The sequence below is a fragment of the Saccharothrix sp. ALI-22-I genome (genome assembly GCF_001984175.1).
GTDB lineage: Bacteria > Actinomycetota > Actinomycetes > Mycobacteriales > Pseudonocardiaceae > Actinosynnema.
In genome coordinates this window covers 1-16,031 of the sequence record NZ_MTQP01000036.1, presented here as the reverse complement: position 1 = coordinate 16,031, position 16,031 = coordinate 1, and the positions used below count along the sequence as shown (strand labels likewise).

The 16,031-nt window shown below is 69.3% G+C and carries 14 protein-coding genes, 1 tRNA gene and 1 pseudogene; 6 read left to right on the top strand and 10 right to left on the bottom strand.

From position 1 onward, the window contains the following. Nucleotides 1-36: 36 nt before the first annotated feature. Genes ALI22I_RS03890 through hrpB form a run of 3 tightly spaced genes read right to left on the bottom strand, consistent with a single transcriptional unit; the run spans nt 37 to nt 3,446 of the window. Nucleotides 37-648, bottom strand: coding sequence for an alpha/beta fold hydrolase (locus tag ALI22I_RS03890; protein WP_077004171.1), 612 nt, complete (start codon nt 646-648; stop codon nt 37-39). Next, nucleotides 645-1,070 (bottom strand): hypothetical protein, encoded by a 426-nt coding sequence (locus tag ALI22I_RS03885; RefSeq protein WP_077004170.1) that lies wholly within the window; start codon nt 1,068-1,070, stop codon nt 645-647. Before ALI22I_RS03885 ends, ALI22I_RS03890 begins: the two co-directional genes overlap by 4 nt. Before the next feature lie 54 nt (nt 1,071-1,124). Further along, nucleotides 1,125-3,446: an ATP-dependent helicase HrpB gene (hrpB, locus tag ALI22I_RS03880; RefSeq protein WP_077004169.1), complete on the bottom strand. Its 2,322-nt coding sequence runs from the start codon at nt 3,444-3,446 to the stop codon at nt 1,125-1,127. Nucleotides 3,447-4,085: 639 nt separating this feature from the next. Here hrpB and ALI22I_RS50370 point away from each other — a divergent pair. From ALI22I_RS50370 to ALI22I_RS03855, 5 genes are all read left to right on the top strand, one after another. Then, on the top strand, nt 4,086-4,265 hold the full coding sequence (locus ALI22I_RS50370) for a hypothetical protein (RefSeq protein ID WP_077004168.1): 180 nt from the start codon (nt 4,086-4,088) through the stop codon (nt 4,263-4,265). Nucleotides 4,266-4,269: 4 nt separating this feature from the next. Continuing rightward, nucleotides 4,270-5,082, top strand: a complete 813-nt coding sequence (locus ALI22I_RS03870; protein WP_077004167.1) for a GNAT family N-acetyltransferase — start codon at nt 4,270-4,272, stop codon at nt 5,080-5,082. Nucleotides 5,083-5,144: 62 nt separating this feature from the next. Beyond that, entirely contained in the window at nt 5,145-6,452 is a 1,308-nt protein-coding gene (locus ALI22I_RS03865; RefSeq protein ID WP_077004166.1) for an MFS transporter, read from the top strand. Nucleotides 6,453-6,521: 69 nt separating this feature from the next. Further along, on the top strand, nt 6,522-7,277 hold the full coding sequence (locus tag ALI22I_RS03860) for a DsbA family protein (RefSeq protein WP_077004165.1): 756 nt from the start codon (nt 6,522-6,524) through the stop codon (nt 7,275-7,277). A 129-nt stretch (nt 7,278-7,406) separates the two neighbouring features. Beyond that, nucleotides 7,407-7,482, top strand: a tRNA-Ala gene (locus ALI22I_RS03855). Nucleotides 7,483-8,023: 541 nt separating this feature from the next. Here ALI22I_RS03855 and ALI22I_RS52965 read toward each other — a convergent pair. From ALI22I_RS52965 to ALI22I_RS03830, 5 genes and pseudogenes are all read right to left on the bottom strand, one after another. Beyond that, a pseudogene (locus tag ALI22I_RS52965) lies at nt 8,024-9,157 on the bottom strand (recombinase family protein); the annotation flags it as partial. Nucleotides 9,158-9,563: 406 nt separating this feature from the next. After that, nucleotides 9,564-10,499 (bottom strand): hypothetical protein, encoded by a 936-nt coding sequence (locus ALI22I_RS03845; protein WP_077004164.1) that lies wholly within the window; start codon nt 10,497-10,499, stop codon nt 9,564-9,566. A gap of 195 nt (nt 10,500-10,694) precedes the next feature. Further along, nucleotides 10,695-11,114 (bottom strand): hypothetical protein, encoded by a 420-nt coding sequence (locus ALI22I_RS52960; protein ID WP_238598069.1) that lies wholly within the window; start codon nt 11,112-11,114, stop codon nt 10,695-10,697. Further along, nucleotides 11,111-12,127 (bottom strand): GH25 family lysozyme, encoded by a 1,017-nt coding sequence (locus tag ALI22I_RS03835; RefSeq protein WP_077004163.1) that lies wholly within the window; start codon nt 12,125-12,127, stop codon nt 11,111-11,113. The genes ALI22I_RS52960 and ALI22I_RS03835 overlap by 4 nt, the downstream gene beginning before the upstream one ends. Before the next feature lie 32 nt (nt 12,128-12,159). Then, entirely contained in the window at nt 12,160-12,498 is a 339-nt protein-coding gene (locus ALI22I_RS03830; protein WP_077004162.1) for a hypothetical protein, read from the bottom strand. Nucleotides 12,499-12,708: 210 nt separating this feature from the next. Here ALI22I_RS03830 and ALI22I_RS03825 point away from each other — a divergent pair, with 210 nt between their 5' ends. Continuing rightward, nucleotides 12,709-13,314 carry a hypothetical protein gene (locus tag ALI22I_RS03825; protein ID WP_077004161.1) on the top strand — a complete coding sequence of 202 codons (606 nt, stop codon included), beginning with the start codon at nt 12,709-12,711 and terminating at the stop codon, nt 13,312-13,314. Between the two features lie 37 nt (nt 13,315-13,351). On the opposite strand, the gene ALI22I_RS03820 is transcribed toward ALI22I_RS03825, so the two are convergent. Both ALI22I_RS03820 and ALI22I_RS50365 read right to left on the bottom strand, forming a co-directional pair. Continuing rightward, nucleotides 13,352-15,565 carry a hypothetical protein gene (locus tag ALI22I_RS03820; protein WP_077004160.1) on the bottom strand — a complete coding sequence of 738 codons (2,214 nt, stop codon included), beginning with the start codon at nt 15,563-15,565 and terminating at the stop codon, nt 13,352-13,354. Continuing rightward, on the bottom strand, nt 15,552-16,031 hold a 480-nt coding region (locus ALI22I_RS50365), incomplete at its 5' end, for a hypothetical protein (RefSeq protein WP_179118085.1). The genes ALI22I_RS50365 and ALI22I_RS03820, both read right to left, overlap by 14 nt.

Genomic DNA, 16,031 nt, shown 5'->3' with positions numbered 1-16,031 from the left:
CCTGCCACGTGCGTCATCAGGGCTGGTGGGTAGCGGCTAGCGGCCGTCCAGGTAGGCCTTCACGAGGGCGGCGACTTGGGCGGGGTCGTTGAAGGCGACGGCGTGGGAGGCGTCCATGCGGACGACCTCGATGTTGGACGGCAGCGTTGCCAGGTCGCGGGCCAGGCCGCGTTGGTACTGCTCGAACAGGGCTTGGCCGGGCATGGGTTTGGTGGCCAGCGCCAGGAGCATGGGGCAGCGGACCTCGTGGAAGACCTCGAAGCAGTCGAGTTCTTCCACGGCCTGCTGCAACTCCGGTTGGCCGTGAGCGCGGAACGCTTCGCGCAGTGCGTTGATCTCGTCGGCCACCGCTGCCGGGTCCGGGTAGCGCTGCGGTTGGGTCGGCACGCCGTGGCCGTCGATGTTGATCACCGCCGGGCACTCGGGGTGTCGTCTGCCCCAGAGGGCGGCGACCATGCCGCCCAGCGACATGCCGAGCACGGCGGGGTTGTCCGTCGCGTGCGGTTCCAGCCGGTCCAGGACCGACTCCCAGTCCCAGGGGGCGGATAACGGGAGCGGGACGATCTCGTGCACGCCTTCCAACGCCGAGACGATCGGGTCCCAGTCCGCGGGTGAGCCACCTGCACCGTGTAGGGCCAGGATCTTCATGTCGTCAACCTCTCTCTTACCGAGGCGACGGTCACGCCGCCGCCGTCCGCGTTGCGTTCCAACTTCCCGCGTCGCACCAAATCGTGGACGCCCTGCTTGGTGATGCCGAGCATCGCGCCGGCCACCGAGTACGACACGGCCTGCGCCATCGGGTGTCCCATCCGGCGCGCCACGACCTGGCCGAGCGGCGTGCGCCACCAGTCGGCGGGCGGGTCGAACGGCGCGTCACCGGGGTAGAGCGCGCCGATGAGCCGCGCGATGGCGTACACGGCCGCCGAGTCGTCGTCCCCCTGCATGGTCGCGGCCATCTGTCGGGCCACGGCGTCGGCACGGGACGGTAGGTCGCCGACGTCGTCGAAAAGGATCTCCAACGGGTCGAGCAGCCGGGTGCGGATGATCGTGGCGATCTGTTCTGCGAGCACGTGCGCACCTCCTTGACAGCTATAGTCAAGTACTTGACGGCTGGCGTCAAGTGGCTACCGGCGCGCGGGTCTCGCGGTCATCGGGTCCTCCGGCCAGCGGTGCTTCGGGTAGCGGCCCCGCAGTTCCGACCTGACCTGCGGATATCCGGTCCGCCAGAACGACGCCAGGTCGCCGGTCACGGCGGTCGGCCGGCCGGCGGGGGACAGCAGGTGCAGCACCACCGGCACCCGTCCGTCGGCCAGACGGGGCGTGTCGGTCCACCCGAACACTTCCTGCACCTTCACCGGCAGCGCTGGTTCGTCCGCCGAGTAGTCCACCCGGATGCGTGAACCGGAAGGCACCTCCAAGCGGTCCGGTGCCAGCTCGTCGAACCGGGCCGCGGCGGGCCACGGCAGCAACTGCCGCACGACGTGTTCACCGCTGATGCGGGCCAGGTCCGCCTTCCGCCGTGCGTCGCCGACGTCCACCACAGCGAGCAGTGCCTCGTCGTCCACTGCCGGCCACGGATCGCCGATCACGCGGTGCAGGAACGCCATTCGCTCACGTGTGCGCAGGCCGTCGGCGTCCCAGCGCAACAGACCCATGCCCTCAGTGCGCAGACCGTCCATCAACGCCTGCCGGATCGCTTCGCGGTCGTGCAACGGCTTGCTGGACAACGTGATCGCGCCCAGCTTGCGCAGCCGGTTCGCCACCACGTCACCGTCCCACCGGACGTCGTCCTCGTCGGTGAGCAGGGAAGAAGCGGCTGTCACGGCCAGGTCTTCGTCCGCGCGCGCGGCCAACCTGATCCGGCCGTGCGTGCGGCCCGGCTCCCGGTCGGCGATCGCCACCGCGAGCCACTCGGCGTCGGCCAACCCGCTGCCGGGTGGCAGCTCCACCGCCGTGCCGCCGGCCATCAGGTACACCGGCGAACCGGGGGAACGCCTGCGCGCCAACCGTTCCGGGTACGCGAGGGCCACTACCAACGCCGGGTCGCCGTCGCCGTCGCCGTGCACCATCGCGGCCAGTCGGCGCACCTCGCGCGGGTCGGCGTCACGTGTCGACAACTCGACCCCGGGGTTGGCGCGATCGTCGTCCAGCAGCGCCACCACCGATGCGGCTTTACGCGCACCGACGGCCGCCGCGCCGTCCAGCAACGCCCGTGCCAGCCGGGGGTGCAGGCCGAGGTCTGCCATCCGGCGCCCCCGGTCGGTGGCACCGCGGTCGTCCAACGCGCCCAACGCCCGCAGCACCGACCGGCCCGCGTCCAACGCGCCCGTCGGCGGCGGGTCCCACCAGCCGAGACCCTCGCCGTCCGGCACGCCCCAGCAGGCCAGTTCCAACGCCAACCGGGTCAGGTCGGCGGTGCGGATCTCCGGCTCGGGGTAACGCGGCAGCGTGCTGTGCTCGTGCGCGGGCCAGCACCGGTAGACCCGGCCCGGCGCCTCGCGTCCGGCCCGGCCCGCGCGCTGGTCGGCGACTGCCGCGCTGACCCGGACCGTGGCGAGCCCGGACAACCCGCGCCGGTGGTCGACGCGGGGTACGCGCGACAAACCCGAGTCCACCACCGCGCGCACGCCCGGCACGGTCAGGCTCGACTCGGCGATCGCGGTGGCCAGCACGACCCGTCGCCTGGTGCCGGGCCGCAAGGCGTCGTCCTGCGCGGTCGTCGCCAGCCGACCGTGCAACGGCAGCACGTCCACGTCGTTCCCGAGCAGCGCCGCGCACCGCCGGATCTCCGCCACGCCCGGCAGGAACGCCAGCACGTCACCGTCCACTTCGGACAAGGCCTGGCGGGTGGCACGGGCGACGGTGGTCTCGATCCGCTCATTGCGTGCCGGCGGGGTGTGCACCAGGTCGACCGGGAACGTCCGCGCCTCCACCCGGATCACCGGCGCGTCACCGAGGAGCTGCGCCAACCGGTCGGCCGCGACGGTCGCGGACGTGGCCAGCAGCCGGAGGTCCGGCCGCAGCCCGGCGCGTGCGTCGAGCAGCAACGCCAGCAGCAGGTCGGCGTCCAGGTGCCGTTCGTGGCACTCGTCCAGCAGCACCGTGCCGACGCCCGCCAGCTCCGGGTCGTGCTGCAGCCGCCGCACCAGAAGGCCCGAGGTGACGACTTCGATCCGGGTGTTCTTCGACGTCTTCCGGTCGCCGCGCACCGAATAGCCCACGGTCTGCCCGACCGGTTCGCCGAGCAGGCCGGCCATCCGTGCGGCGGCGGCACGGGCGGCGAGCCGGCGGGGTTCGGCCACCACCACGCGGCCTTCCAGCGCCAACGGCACCAATGTCGTCTTGCCCGTGCCCGGTGGCGCGACGAGCACCGCCGAGCCGTGCGCGGCCAGCGTGCCCGCGATCTCGCCGAGCAGCGGTCGGATCGGCAGGTTCGGCAGCTCCACGGGGGTCAGTGTGTCCTGTCCGGGGTCCGGGTCGTGAACGGCCGGACGCTGATCGCTTTCACTCGAACGTGATCTTGCCCTCTGTCGAACGTTCGTTCGACAATTGGCCCATGTCAAGCAACTGGAAGTCACACTCGTCGCGGCCGGGCGGCGGATCATCGTGGTCCACGTCGAAGGCCGCCGGCAGCCGTCCTCGAACCCTGCTCCTCCTGTGGCGCCGGGAAAACCAACCTGCGCCCATTCGAACGGACCTTCCGCTGCGACCGGTGCCCGCTGGTGCCGGATCGCGACCTCGACGCCGCCTGCGACCTCACCCATGTGGTGGACGAGGTCGCGGAGGGCATGTCCTCCCCGAGTCGCGGGGCGACACGAAACGAGCCCGGTGGAAACCCATGTCAGACCCGCACTACGAGGGCAGCGGGTACCGCTACGGAAGACGCGGCCCACCCGGCGCCGGGTCGACGCCGCCACCGCAAGGCGACGGCTGCTTGAACAGAGCAGACCCAGGTCCGCCGGGCATATCGATGTATGGAAACGGGCTGGCCGGTGCGGTCCTCTCGCTCGGGGCGACGGGGCTCGCGCGCACCGCGTACGGGTCGTGCCGGTGGTCACGGCGTTGCGCGAGTTCAAGCTCGGGATGTGGCGTGGCTCGCCCAGTCGGTCGCCCAGCGGAGCTTCCTGAAGCACACCCGGCGGCCGACGTCCGCTGCCGTGCTCGCGCCGGTGGCCTATGCCACATTCGGCGCGCTGTCGTCGGAGGCGGTGTGGCAGGCGCTGTGCGGCACCACGAAGAGGGAGGACCGGAACATGCAAGGCTGACATCGTGGTTGACCCGCTGCGCGACCCAGACGACCCCGAACTGCTCGACCCGTACCGGGCCCGTGACCTGGCCGGGCTGGTGGAGGCCGTCCGGCTGGCCTCCGGCGCGGTCCGGTACGGCAAGGTCGGCCGGGTCGGGGTGGCCCGGGTCGTGGTGAACCGGGACAACCCGCTGCCCGGCGGCAACCACGCATGCGCGGTGTACGGGTCGTCGGCCGAGGTCGCGGGCACGTTGATGCGGTTGGAGCAGACGTTCGCCGACGTGGGGCGTGCGGAGGCGGTGCTGTACGCGTCGCCGACGACGGTGGCCGAGATCGAGGGCATCGCCGACGACACCGGGTGGCACGCGGTGGAGGAGTCGTTGGCCGTGGTGCACCGCGGTGAGGTGAAGCCGTCGCCGCTCGTACGGCCGGCGCGTGACACGGACCTCGAAGGCATCGCCGAACTGCTGGCCGACGACTTGGGCCTCGGTGGCACGCGGCTGCTGCGGCACCTCGGGCAGCGGCTGGACGACCCGCGGTGCGTGTTCGTCGTGGTGGACGACGGTGACCGGCTCGGCGGGTTCGCGTCCGGGTTCGGTGAGCGGCGGGTCGGGCTGGTCGAGCACGTGGTTGTGCGGCCGGCGCGGCGTCGTCGGGGGCTCGGTGGGGCGTTGGTCGGCGGCGTGGTGACGGCGTTGCGGCAGGCAGGTGCGTTGCTGGTGGCCTCGCACGTGGCCGAGGGCGGCGGCGGGGAGCGGTTCGTCGAGGCGTGCGGGTTCGACGTCGGCTATCCGGTGACGGCCTATGCGCGCAGAGTTGACGAGCTTCTCGATTGACTAAATTAGTTGCCGTATCGCATATCCTTCGCATAGCTAACAGAGATCGGAAGGGGCATACAGTGCTGGGGACCGACGTGCAGTCCAAGCCCCGGCTACCCGGCGAGGTGTGGGTCCTGGTCGTGGCGAGTTTCATCATCGCCCTTGGCTTCGGCCTCGTCGCGCCGGTCCTGCCCGCGTACGCCAAGAGCTTCGACGTCGGCACGTTCGCCGTGTCCGCCGTGGTCAGCTCGTTCGCCCTGGTCAGGCTCCTGTTCGCGCCGGTGAGCGGGCGGCTGGTGAACCGGTTCGGCGAGACGTGGGTCTACCTCGTCGGCATCCTCATCGTGGCGCTCGGCACCGGCGCGTGCGGCTTCGCCACTGCGTACTGGCAGCTCATCGTGTTCCGGTCGTTCGCGGGCATCGGCTCCACCATGTTCACCGTGGCCGCGGTCGGCCTGCTGATCCGGATCACACCCGCGCCCATGCGCGGCCGGGCGTCCGGGCTGTGGGCGACCGGGTTCCTGCTCGGCAACATCGGCGGCCCGATCGTCGGCGCGGCACTCGTGGAGATCTCCATCCAAGTGCCGTTCGTCACCTACGCGGTGATGCTGGTGGTGGCGGCGTTCTTCGTCTGGTGGTTCCTGCGGCGGTCCACGCTCGCCGCGCTGGACAACTCGACCGACCAGGCGTCGATGCCGGTGCGCGCGGCCGTGCGGCTGTCGGCGTACCGGGCGGCGTTGGCCTCCGGGTTCGCCAACGGGTGGGCGGTGTTCGGCATCCGGATCTCGTTGGTGCCCTTGTTCGTGGTGGAGGCGCTGCAGAGCACGCCCGCCATCGCGGGCATCTCGCTGTCGGTGTTCGCGGCGGGCAACGCCGCCGTGCTGATGATCTCCGGGAAGCTGTCCGACAGCATCGGGCGCAAGCCCATGGCCATCGCCGGTCTCGCGGTGTCCGCGATCGGCACGGTCTGGCTCGGCTTCAGCGGCGGCGTGTGGATGCTCATGGCGGCGTCGCTGGTGGCGGGCATCGGGGCCGGCCTGCTCAACCCGCCGCAGAACGCCGTCGTGGCCGACGTGATCGGCGCCAAGGCCAAGGGCGGGCCGGTGCTGGCCGCGTTCCAGATGGTCGCCGACTGCGGCGCCATCATCGGGCCACTGCTCGCGGGCGTGCTGGTGGACCAGTTCTCGTACCAGGCCGCGTTCACCCTGACGGGCGCGATGTCCGTGGTGGCGCTGGTGTTCTGGCTCTTCGCGCCCGAAACCCTGCCGCGGACGGAGGAGACGCACGTCGCGTCCGAGGTGGCCGGCGAGTCCGGTTGCCTGGACGAGGGCCCCGAGGTGCCCCTCGGCGAGCGCGTCTCGGGACGGCCGCGTCAGCCTGACGCGTGAGCACTCAGCTTCCACTCAGCATCGCTCGGTAGCCTGACGGGCCAGGCTGACCGGGAAGGATTGAGCGACGTGGGTGGCGCGGAGCGCAACGCTCGGAAGAAGAAGCAGGAGCAGCGGGCAGCCAAAGCGGTGGTCGCGGCACGGGGGACGTCCGGCGACCGGACCAAGGTCGTCATCGGCATCGCGGTCGTCGTGGTGCTCGCGCTGGTCGTGATCGGCGGGGTCATCTGGACCAAGTCCGGCGAGGACGAACCGCTGACCGTGCCGCAGGGCATCACCGGTGTGTCGGCGCCGATCGTCCGCGAGGCCGGTGTGGTCGTGGTGGGCAAGGACAGCGCGAAGGTCACCATCGACCTCTACGAGGACTTCCTCTGCCCGGCGTGCGGCAACTTCAAGAAGATCTACGGCGACCAGATCAAGCGGGAGATCGAGGCGGGCACGCTCAAGGTCAGGTACCACGCCCTGCCGTTCCTGATCAAGTACTCGACGCCCGAGGGCTACTCGCGGGACTCCGCGAACGCGGCCCTGTGCGCGGCGGACGAGAACAAGTTCTGGGAGTACCACGAGACGCTGTTCGCCAAGCAGCCCGAGGAGGGCGGTCCCGGGTACACCAAGGAGGAGTTGGTGAAGCTGGGAACGGACCTCGGGATCACCGGTGAGACGTTCAAGCAGTGCGTGGACAGCGGTGCGCACGAGAAGGACGCGCAGGCCGAGCTGGACGCGGTCAAGGGCACCGGCAACTTCGCCGGCACACCCACCGTGATGAAGGACGGCCAGATCGTGGAGTGGGACGACCAGGACTGGCTGACCAACATGGTCAAGTAGCTGGCCCACACCCCCGCCAAGCAGCCCAGATGCCGTGCGGCACCCCCCGATTTCGTCCACACGGGCCCGATGTTGTACGGTATTGCCACACGAGAACGGCGCCCCAACCGCCGGGAAACGTGCAGACACGGGGCTGTGGCGCAGCTGGTAGCGCATCACACTGGCAGTGTGAGGGTCAGGGGTTCGAGTCCCCTCAGCTCCACCAAAGACCAAGGTGCACGAACACCTTCAGAGGCGGAAACCGATAAGTCGGTTTCCGCCTCTTTGGTGTGTGTGGCCTCGGTGAGGTTGGGCACTCGGAAGACGGGCACGATCCGGCCCGGTCCGGTTAACTTGATCTTGACGACGAAGTTCTCCACGATCGCCTTGCGTTGGTTCTGGGTGCCCGCGCGGAGGATTTCGGTGATGTGCTGGTTGACCTCGTCCAGTGTGGCCGCGTCGGGCATGGTGGGCTCGTTCTCCAGTTCTTCGAGGAGGTCGGCTTCCCGTTCGCGGAGTTGGCGTTGTTGGGTCCGGTGCTTGAGTAGTCGGGCTTTGACGTTGTCGTCGTCGGCGTCGAAGGTGTCGGCCTCGAAGGCGTCGAGGTATCGGTCGATCTTCCCGGTGACCTGGGTCAGCTGGCTGCGCACGGCTTTGAGTTCGGCGGTCACGGCCTCGTGGCTGGAGTCGTAGACCTTCTTGGCGGCCTCGACCGCGTCGCGGATGAGGCTGTGCTGGTTGCCGTAGAACGAGGCGACGGCGTCGAGTACCGCCTGGTCGAGGGCGTCTGCGTTGATGCGGTCCATGTCGCAGACGCCTGTGCCGTACTTCAGCCGCTTGTTGCACGTGTAGTAGCGGTAGGTCTTGGTCTTGCCGGTGGCCCTGGTGCCCAGCATCGCCGTTCCGCACTTGGGGCAGGGCAGACGGCCGGTGGCGATGTAGTCCGAACCGCTGGCGGCGCGGTTGGAGTGGTTGTCGCCCCGCTCGTCCATGATGCGCTGGGCTTCCTCGAACTGCTCCGGGTCGATGATCCCCGGATGCGCGTTCACGGCGACGACGCCCCGGAAGTGGATCTCCCCGAGGTAGACGCGGTTCTCCAGGATGGTCAGGATGCGCTTGAACGCCCACAGCCCGCCCTTGCGCGTGCGGTACCCGCGTTCGTTCAACTCGTGGGCGATGGACTGCGACCCGAGCCGGTCCTTGGTGTAGAGGTCGAAGATCAACCGGACGATCGCGGCTTCCTCCTCGTTGACGTAGAGGTGTTCGGTCTCCTTGTCCTTGTTGTAGCCGGGTGGTGTGTAGCCGCCCTTCCACTGTCCGCGTTCGGCCTTGCGTTCCATGCCCGCCGTGACGCGGTCCACGATCATGTCCCGCTCGAACTGGGCGAACATCGCCAGGAGTTGGACCATCATCCGGCCCATCGGGGTGGAGGTGTCGAACGGCTCGGTGGCCGACCGGAACGCCACGCCCACCTTCTCCAGTTCGCCGAGCAGGGTCACCGTGTCGCGCAGGTTCCGGGAGAACCGGTCGACCCGGTACACCAACAGCACGTCGATCAGCCCGGACTTGGCCCAGTGCATGGCCTTCTTCAGACCGGGCCGGTTGGTGTCCTTGCCGGACGCGTCGTCGGTGAACTTCTTGACGATCTTCCAGCCCGGCTGTGAGGCGACGTAGGCTTCCTGGCGGACGTCCTGGGCCTCGATGGTGAAGGGCTGGTTCTCGTCGTCGGTGCTGCGCCGCAGGTACACGCCCACGCGCACGGTGTCCAGGTCGAGGTCTTCCAGCGCCGCGGCCTTGCGGACCTTCGCGGCCGTCGATCGTCTACCCAAGGCCGCCTCGCCGGGTCTGTGTGACGTCGTCCATTGAGAATGTTCCCCCGTTGTCGCTGAATCGAGCTTCATTGCACGCGGAATGCGGCAAGGCTCTGCCCTGCCCGGAAATGGGTTTCAACATGCCTTCAATTTACCATTTCCGGCACCTGGTGAAAGGGTGTGGTTTTATTTGCTGTGTCGTGTTTCATTCCAGCAATTGATGAGTGCTGCGAGAGTGTTCACGCTCGCGTCGCGGTCGGCGTCGGCCAGGGGTTCGGTCTCGATGTGGTCGACGGTCCAGGCGACGGTGCACGGTTCGGTCGCGCTCACGGTCGTCCCCCGAGGTGTCGCGCCGGGAGCCCTTGCCCTGCCGGGCGAGGGCTCCCGGCGGGTGGATGGGTCAGCGGTGGTCGGTGGTGCGCGAGGCGTTGCGAGTGCGGGCGGTGTGGGCCGCCTGCCATTCGCGGTTGTGAGCGGCCCGCCGGGTGTTGCTGAGTCAGCGGTCCCGGTAGATGTCCTCGTCGGGCTCCAGCCATTCGGTGGGGTCCACGTCAACCAGCTCTATAGGGCTGTCGAGTTGGAGGATTTCCAGCTCTTCGGAGCCGAGGCTAAGGCTGCAGACCGCGCACTCGTAGCCGTCGGGGTAGAAGGTGACGAAGGGGCCGCCGCCTTCGCCATCATCGTTCCGCCAGTCGATAGTGACTGGCCCGTGCAGCCATCCTCGTCCCTCACACGCAGGACAGGAGTCGGCTCGTTGCTCGTGCTCCACTGCGAAGGGGTAGGGGTTGTGCGCGCCGATGGCTTCGATCATGGCTTTGCGCTGTTCGGCTGCGGTCCAGACCACGCGTTCGCGGAACGCGCTCCTCGCGCGAGTGATCTTGGCTGTGACCGCGAGCCGCAGCTCCGTCGTGTGCTCGTTGACGAGGTCGTCTCGGAGTTGGCTGTAGTCGCTCCAGTAGATCAAGGCCCAGTTGTCGACGTCGTGCAGTTGTTCGATCTCGGCCAGGACGGGGATGGCGAGTCTGATGGCCGTGGTGAGCACTGCCCGGACTTCGCCTTGGTCGTGGTAGCCAACGTGGGCAACGCCGTCGCGGGCGGTCCGGACCAGTTCGAATTCCTGCGACGTGACGCTGATCTTGGGGATCAGTCGTTTGACCCGGTCGAAGGCGACACTCAGGCCGATGGTCTTGGTCCGCGAACGAGGTGTCTTCGTGCGGTCGGCATGACCGGTGGCGTGCAGCAGCGAGTCCCAGTGCTTCTCTTCGACGATGTGGACTGGGTGAAGAGAAGCCAGGTATGCCTTGAGCAGGTGCTCCATGGCGACGCCGACGTGATGGACGGCAAAGTCCTGGGACCCGTCGTTGCGAGTGAACGCCGCCAGTCCCTGCCTCATCCAGCGCTGGGAAGACGACATCAGTTCCTTGGGGTCCATGAACGACGACTTTAGCGATCACCATGTGAGCGGGTGCCTGACCGGTGATGGCGCGGTGGCATGGTGATGGCGTTGTCGGCTTGGGCCTCGTGGGTCAGTTCGGTGTTGTCGATGCCGTAGCGGCGCAGGCCCGAGTTCTGGGTGATCAGCCGTTCGGGCCTGCGCCTGGTGGTCGTGGTGGAGCGCTCCTGACGGTCAGTCGGTGTCGGCGGGGACGAGCGGGCAGTCGTCGGCGTCGCGTGGGTCGACCAGCGGGGTCACCTTGTGCTCGGTGGTGACGACGAGACCGAAGGTGCCGAGCAGGACGAGGACGGCGGTGATCAGGCCGGTGATGCCGTCGCCTTGGCCGGGGGTGAGCAGGCCGGAGCCGACTAGGCCGGTGATCAGCGCGGTGAGGCCGCCGACGATGGAGCCCGCGACGCGCAGCGGGCGGGGGCGGGGATCGGACACGAAGGGTTCCTCCTGGGTGGGGTTGGGGTGGTTGCCCTCGTGCCGCTCGAACCAGCGGACAAAGCGGTAGGAGGCTTTGCCGAGTAGCCAGAGCAGCAGGGCGAGGGAGAGCACGAGCGAGCCGTCGCCGGGTTCGAGCCCGGCGGCGGTCGACTCGTGGGTCATGGGCGGATCAGCCAGTTCCCGGCGTAGATCCGGTTCGGGTCGGCGATGCCGTTGCGCGCGGCGATGGCCGCGACGGTGGTTCCCCAGCGCACGGCCAGCGCCGAGAGGGTGTCGCCGGGCTGGATCTGGTAGCGCTCGCCCCCGCCGCTCCCGTCGCTGCCGGGGACCTGGATGGTGTTGCCCGCGTAGATGAGGTTGGGGTTGGTGATGCCGTTGCGGGAGGCCAGCTCGCCCACGGTGGTGCCGGTGCGTGCGGCGATGCCGGAGAGGGTGTCGCCGGGCTGGATGACGTAGGAGACCCAGCCCGAGGGTGCCGGGGCGGGCGCGGGCTGCGGGGCCGGTGCCGGGGCGGGTGCGCCGTCGAGGACGAACGAGCCCACGCGCCAGCCGCCCACGGTGGCGTTGCGGTCCACGAACCCAGTGAAGCCGGGAACGATGCCTTCCTGGCTGTGCTGGTGGATCGCCAGCCGGGGGTGGCTGTAGTCGACGTGGCCGGGGTTGCCGTTGTACTGGGCGCACCACAGGATCACGCCGTCGTCGGCCCATTCGCCCGCGCGCAGGCGGCGGGTGAACCAGTACTGGTTGGCGTAGACGAGGAGTTCGCGGCGGCCGGAGCGGGCGCGGTACTCGCGGATGAACTCCGCGACGAACCCGTTGGGGTCGCCGGTGAACGTGTGGTGCTCCATGTCGAGCATCGGCCACAGCGACCCGGAGCCGAGCAGCCCGCGGGCGTTGAGCTGGGCGACGAAGTGCGCGACCTGTCCGGCGACGTCGCCGGGGTGGGCGTAGTGGTAGCCGCCGACGTGGATGCCGACGCTTCGGGCGCCGTCGACCTGGGCGGTGGCGTGCGGGTTGACGTAGCCGGTGGCCTCGGTGACCTTCACCGAGGCGAACGAGATGTTGTTGCCCTTGACGGCGTTCCAGTCGATCGCGGAGCCCTGCCAGGAGCTGATGTCGATGCCGTAGTCCACGTGGTCCTTCCGGTTTTCGGGCATGGCGAAGCGGCCGAGCACCGGGGGGTGGTGTCGGCTCGCGGGTGGGTGGGTCAGGCGGGTGGGAGTTCGCCGCGTCGTGCGGCGGCGGCTGCGTCCTCGGCGGCGCGGCGGCGGTCGCGTTCGGCGTCCAGCTCGTTCTCAAGACCGGCGAGGCGGCGTTCGAGCTTGGAGATACGGGTGCGCATCGCGGCCAGTTCGGCGGTGTGCGCGGTGCGCATGGCGGTGATCTCGGCGGCGTGCGCGGTCTCCCGCGCGGCCAACGCCGCCAGGTACTCGGCGCGGTCGGACCGGTTGGCCGTCATCAGCCGGTGGTTGGCCGAGAGCAGATATCCCACGACCACCACGAGCGCGCCGGCGACGCCGAGGCCGGGCAGCATGGAGAGGTCCACTTGTCGACCTCCAGCAACGTCTTGGGTCTGCGGCGATCGAGGTCTCCCGAGCGCTGGACGCGATCAAGGCACCGGAGTGGCGTCTTGGCGGCGTGGCTCGTGCACAGCATGATCCTCGGGGTCCTGGTCCTGGTCCGCTCGCATGGATCACTCTGTGCCGAAAGCGGGTCTATGGGCGTTGTTTCCGCTGAACACCGAGGGAGAGGTCTTGTGAAAGAGCTGATTCCGCTTGTGGTTGGTTTCCTGCTCACCACGGTGCTGGGTGGTCTGTTGGGCTTCTTCTTCCAACGACGTACTTGGGCGCATCAGCATCGCGTCCAGACCCGGGATCGTGAGTGGCAGCGCGCGGTGCAGGTGTTCGAAGAAGTCAGCAGACTGCTTGACAAACGCCTGTACCGGCTTCGGCTCCTTTACTGGAGCCTCAACACTGACAAGGACGCCCGCTCCGAACAATCCGAGAAGCGGATGGAGGACTACCGGGAAGTGCTGCGTGAGTGGAACGACAGCATCAACCGAAACCTCGCCCTCATCCAGCAGTACTTCGGCATCGCAGCCCGACAGCGTTTCGATAACGGGATCGGGGCGATCTTCGTCGTGTTGGGGCGGGACGTGGAGGCCATGTGGAGGCGTTTTGACGGTGGGACGGGGTCACCTGGCCCACGGATCAATGATCAAAAATTGGAGGCGCTCGGGTCGCAAATCTACGCCTATAACTTGGAAATGATCCGTGCGATCCAGGGTGGAACCGTCGGATGGCTGGTCGCAGACAACCGCCGTTCGCTCACGCGAGATGACGACGGTCGTAAGTCCGCCTAATCCCACATGCTGTGGCATTCCCGCCGTTCCCAAACGGCTACAGGACGCGGATGCCTTCGCGCAGCAGGACGGCACGCGCGCCGGGGTCCAGGGGCGGATCGGGAGTCAGGCTGGCGTCGGTGGGCGGTCCGGGGCTCAACGTGGCCCGCAGGGTGAGGACTTGGCGGACGCGGCCGGTGTCGTCGCCGCTGGTGCGGATGCCGACGACCCAGGCGGGGGTGGTCAGGGCCGCGCCGACGGTGTCGGTGATGCGCACGAGGTCGCCGAGCTGGATGCGCGGGTCGGGCAGGATCTCGACGTCGCCGAGCACGGGCAGCGGGGAGGCGGCGACGGCGAGCAGGTAGGCCGCGACCGACGAGGCCGCAGCCGAGGTCTGCAACCACGGAGTGGGCGGCACCTGGTAGACCTGCGCGCCGTAGCGGGTGACGCTGGTGGTGTCGGTGCGCCGCAGCAGTCGGCGCGAAGGGCCGTTCGAGGCCAGTTCGACGGAGTAGATCGACAGCGACGGGACGTTGGCCGAGGTGAGCATGTAGACGGTGCTCGCCGAGGTGTTGCGGAAGGTCACCCGCAGGGTCGCGCCGTCGCGTTCGGTGGTGGACTCCACCCGCCCATGGATTCCCGCGCTGCCGTCGCTGGAAGTCGACCAGCGCACCCGCGACGTGGAGGCGGGGGTGGTGGCGACGTAAGCGATCGGGGGCGGGGAGTCGTACTCGGTGACGTCGTAGTCGTAGGTCAGGGTCAAGGTGGAGAACGCCGGGATGCTGCGTCGGGTGGTCTCGGTGAACCGTTCCCGCGTGGAGCCGATCGTGTAGACGGAGTACGGCACGTCGATGACGTTGCGGATGGAGTCGATCGCCTCCGACACCCGCAGTCCCGCGATCTCCCGCGCGCTGGTCGCGGTGAGCACCGGGCTTCCGGGCGAGGTGAAGCGGGTGTTGTTGCGGTAGCGGAAGATGCCGTGTTCGTCGAAGCTCGCGGTGGCCTGCTCCGCCTTGGCCACGGCGCTGATGACCTCCCACGCCGAGCCCTGGGTGGGCGGGATCGCGGTCAGGGTGCTGGTGATGTTGTCGAGCACCGCGCCGCGCTGCCAGGTCGGTCCTTCGAAGTCCGCGCGGGTGGGCTGGGTGAGGGTCAGCGAGACCTGCACGGCTTCGACCGGCAATCCGGACGTCAGGGCGATGTAGTTGAGCTGCGTGCCGGTGGCGGGCATCCCGCCCAACGCGCCGGGGTCGAACTCGGTGTAGTAGCCGTCCGGCCCGGACATGAAGATGCGCGCGGAGGGCTGAGTGCCGTTGAACGTCCAGTAGCACCCGAGGTGCCAGCGTCCGGCGGGCAGCGGCGTGAGGAACAACTGGGTGACGAACGACCCGTCCGAGCTGGCTGACGCGCGCTGCGGGTTGGCCTTGAAGTCCACGCCGAACTCCACGGCGTTGGTAGCGCCGTTGGCCTGGTAGAAGCACGACAGCGCAACCGCCCCGGTGTCGGGGCCGATGTTGCTGGTGTCCACCCACAGCTCCACGAACAGCGACCGGCCGGGCACGGTGGTGCGGGTGCGCGGGTCCCAGCGGACGCTGAAGCTCGTGGTGGTCGATCCGGGCAGCGCGGCCATTTCCCACGGCGCGCGGGTGCGGGTGTAGCCGATGGAGCCGGAGTGGGTGCGGTAGAACCCGATGTCCGGGGCGATGCCGCCGTGCATCGAGGCGTACAGGATGCACTCCGCCCGTGGCGGCGGGGCGGTGTGGATGCCCGTGTCGCGCAGCAGGTTGTCCACCACCCAGGTGCCCGAGGCGATGGGCACGGTGTTGACCGACACGGCGGCCGGGAGGCGTGCCGCGCCGCGCAGCCGTTCCGCGCCGTCCAGCGCCGACAGCTCGACCCGTCCGGTGGCGGAGTCGGCTACCCGGTCGCGCACCGTGCCCCGGAACGCCGGTAGTGCGTCGTCGGCCAGGCCCCAGCCGTGCAGGACCGATTGGCGGGGTCGGGCGATGTCGGCGGTGGCGTGCGCGGCGTAGGGGCTGTAGAGCTGGGCGGCGGTCTGCTCCCCGGTGCCGGTCAGGGTCATCCGCAGCTCTGCCGAGGCACTGCCGTTGGTGGCGCGCATCGGGGCGGGCAGGTCCGAGTCGTAGGCGCGGTCCAAAGACCAGGCGGTTACCTGCTCGGTGAGGTCCCGCCCGCCCAGGCGGGTCAGGCTGGTGTGGACCCGTTCGGCTTCGCCGAGGGCGGCGACCAGTGCGGGGTCAGCTTGCAGCACGGCGCACCTCCACGAGGTTCAGCGACAGGTCCCGGTGCGGGAGCCGCGGGCGGTCGGCGTAGCCGGTGACGGTCATGGCCGGGCAGCCGTCGCCGACCGGGATGGGTTCGGTGGCGGTGACGGGTTCGCCGAGGCGCAGCAGGGCGCCGCCCACCGGGGTGGTCGTGGTGAGGGCGGGCAGGTCGACCTTGGGCAGGACGAACGCCGCCCCGGCGGGCGGGACGGCGGTCAGGGTCGGCGCGGCCGGTTCGACGGAGCCGACGAACACCCCGCCCGCGTCCCAGAACTCCAACCGGCACACCGCGCCCGCCAGGGTGCGGGACAGGTGAGTGGTGAACGAGACCGGCACGCCGGGCAGCACCGGCCACCCCAGCCAGTACGGGGGCGTGTAGTAGAGCTGGCTGCTGTTGGCCTGGGTGGCGGTGATGGTGAGCGTGCCGTCCGGCTGTTCGGTCAGGGTGCCCCA